Annotated in this window: 3 protein-coding genes; all 3 read right to left on the bottom strand. The window is 72.7% G+C overall.

From position 1 onward, the window contains the following. On the bottom strand, positions 1 to 486 hold a 486-nt coding region (locus SACSA_RS0100090), incomplete at its 3' end, for an ArsA family ATPase (protein ID WP_019812491.1). 1 nt (position 487) lies between these two features. Then, positions 488 to 931 carry an SRPBCC family protein gene (locus SACSA_RS0100085; RefSeq protein ID WP_019812489.1) on the bottom strand — a complete coding sequence of 148 codons (444 nt, stop codon included), beginning with the start codon at positions 929 to 931 and terminating at the stop codon, positions 488 to 490. Between the two features lie 25 nt (positions 932 to 956). Continuing rightward, on the bottom strand, positions 957 to 1,745 hold the full coding sequence (locus SACSA_RS0100080; protein WP_019812487.1) for a metallophosphoesterase family protein: 789 nt from the start codon (positions 1,743 to 1,745) through the stop codon (positions 957 to 959). Between the last annotated feature and the right edge of the window lie 154 nt (positions 1,746 to 1,899).

Raw genomic sequence — 1,899 nt, 5'->3', positions numbered from 1 at the left:
CCGCCGGCGGGTGCGCGCCGTGGCACGGCGCAGGTAGCCCGACACCGCCTCGGGCAGCGCGAGCAGGCGCAGCGTCTCCGCCGTCGGCCCGCAGTCGACGACCACGTTCTCCCACGGCCCGGTCTCGGCGAGGCGCTGCACCTCGGTCAACGCGAGGAGCTCGTCCACCCCGGGCAGCACCGTCAGCTCCTCGGCGTCGAGCGCGTCCACGCCCAGCCCGGCCAGCAGCGTGCGCAGATGCTCACGCAGCGTCGCCCACGAGTCGTCGACGAGGGCCCGTACGTCCACCTGCGCGGCGTGCAGGAAGTTCTCCACCTCGCGTGGTTCGCCGTCGAGCGGGGCACCGAGCGCGTCGGCCAGCGAGTGCGCCGGATCGGTGGAGACCACCAGCGTCTTGCGCCCCCACTGCGACAGGCGCGCCGCCGAGGCCGCCGCGAGCGTCGTCTTGCCGACGCCGCCCTTGCCGGTGAACAACAGGATGCGCACGTCAGCTCCGGCCCTCGACCCGGCGCTTGAGTTCCTTCAGAGCCGTGTCCATGATCATTTTCTCGGCCTTGCGGCGCAGCAGGCCGATCATCGGCAGCGAGAGCTCGACCGAGAGCGTGTAGGTCACCTTCGTCCGCCCGTCCCCGAGCGGGTCGAGCAGGTACCGTCCCTCCTGAGACTTCTGCATCTGGCCCTTGACCAGGTGCCAGCTCACGGAGAGGCCGTCGTCGGCCCAGTCGTAGGCGAGGGTGTAGACGTCCTTCACCGGCCCCGAGTCGAGGGTGAACCGGACCTCGCGCGCGCGACCCTCGTCGTCGGTGTCGAGGACCTCCGTCTCGCGGACCCCCTTCGCCCACTCCGGATAGGCGGGCAGGTCGCCGATGACCGCCATGATGTCGCCGGGAGCGGCGTCGATCTCGATGGACTGGGTGGACTGCTCGGCCATGGGAGAAGCGTAGCGGTCCGTCGCCTCACCAGCGCAGCACGTAGGGCGTGCCGGTGCGTCGGAAGTACCCGACGTTGCGGCACTCAGTCCGGCCCGCGCGGGCCCGCGCCGCCAGTGGCTGGTGCACGTGACCGAACAGCGCCCAGCGGGGTTGCGCGGAAGTGATCACGTCGAGCAGGGCGTCGGAGCCGATCTCCGGCCTGCGGGCGACGACGTCGTAGGTCAGCTCCGGAATTGCGGGCGGAACATGGCTGCACAACACGTCGACCGTGCCGAGGCGGGCGACGTCGGCGTCGAAGTCGGACGGGCTGCGCAGGTACGGGGTCCACGCGGCGTCGCGGCGCGGGGCCGCGCCCTCCGGCAGCAACGCCCCACCGACGAAGCCGACGCGCAGTCCGCCGAGTTCGACCACCGCACCGTCGACCACGTGGACGCCCTCCCGGGCGAACTCGGGCCACAGCGCGGGGGCGTCGACGTTGCCGGGGATGGCATAGGTCGGGGCCGGCATCGCGGCGAACAGGCGCTCGTACTGCTCGCGGACCGCCTCCTCGACCGCCTGCCGGGGCTCGGCGAGGCTGTCCCACAGCGACCGCGCGAACCGCACCGCCTCCTCCCGGGTGCCCTCGCGGCGCAGCCGCGCGAAGCGGCCGACCTTCTCGGCACCGAACAACCGGCCGAGGATGCCGTTGCCGTGCTCGTGGTAGTCCACGAAATCCAGCAGGTCACCGAGGACGATCAGCGCATCGGCACCGTCGGCGGCCCGTGCGAGGGCCTCGGCGTTGCCGTGCACGTCGGAGACGACATGGACCCGCACGCGGCCAGCCTAGCCTCCGGTGATCGAAACGGGAGGCACCCCCGGCCGCCTTCCGTCCTCAAGGACGTCCTTGAGCTCGAGAGCGACCGCCTTGGCCGCCCGGGCCCTGCGGTCGGCCTCCCGCGCCAGCTCCCGGGGCCGCCGCCCGCCGGGG

Origin of the sequence: Saccharomonospora saliphila YIM 90502 (genome assembly GCF_000383795.1) — a bacterium.
In the GTDB taxonomy this organism is placed as follows: Bacteria; Actinomycetota; Actinomycetes; order Mycobacteriales; family Pseudonocardiaceae; genus Saccharomonospora; species Saccharomonospora saliphila.
The sequence above is the reverse complement of the archived record's forward strand: the minus strand, read 5'-3'. Positions and strand labels throughout refer to the sequence as shown.

Excerpts from the sequence above, each read along its gene's own strand:
- SACSA_RS0100085 (WP_019812489.1), bottom strand. The coding sequence starts at position 931 with ATGGCCGAGCAGTCCACCCAGTCCATCGAGATCGACGCCGCTCCCGGC.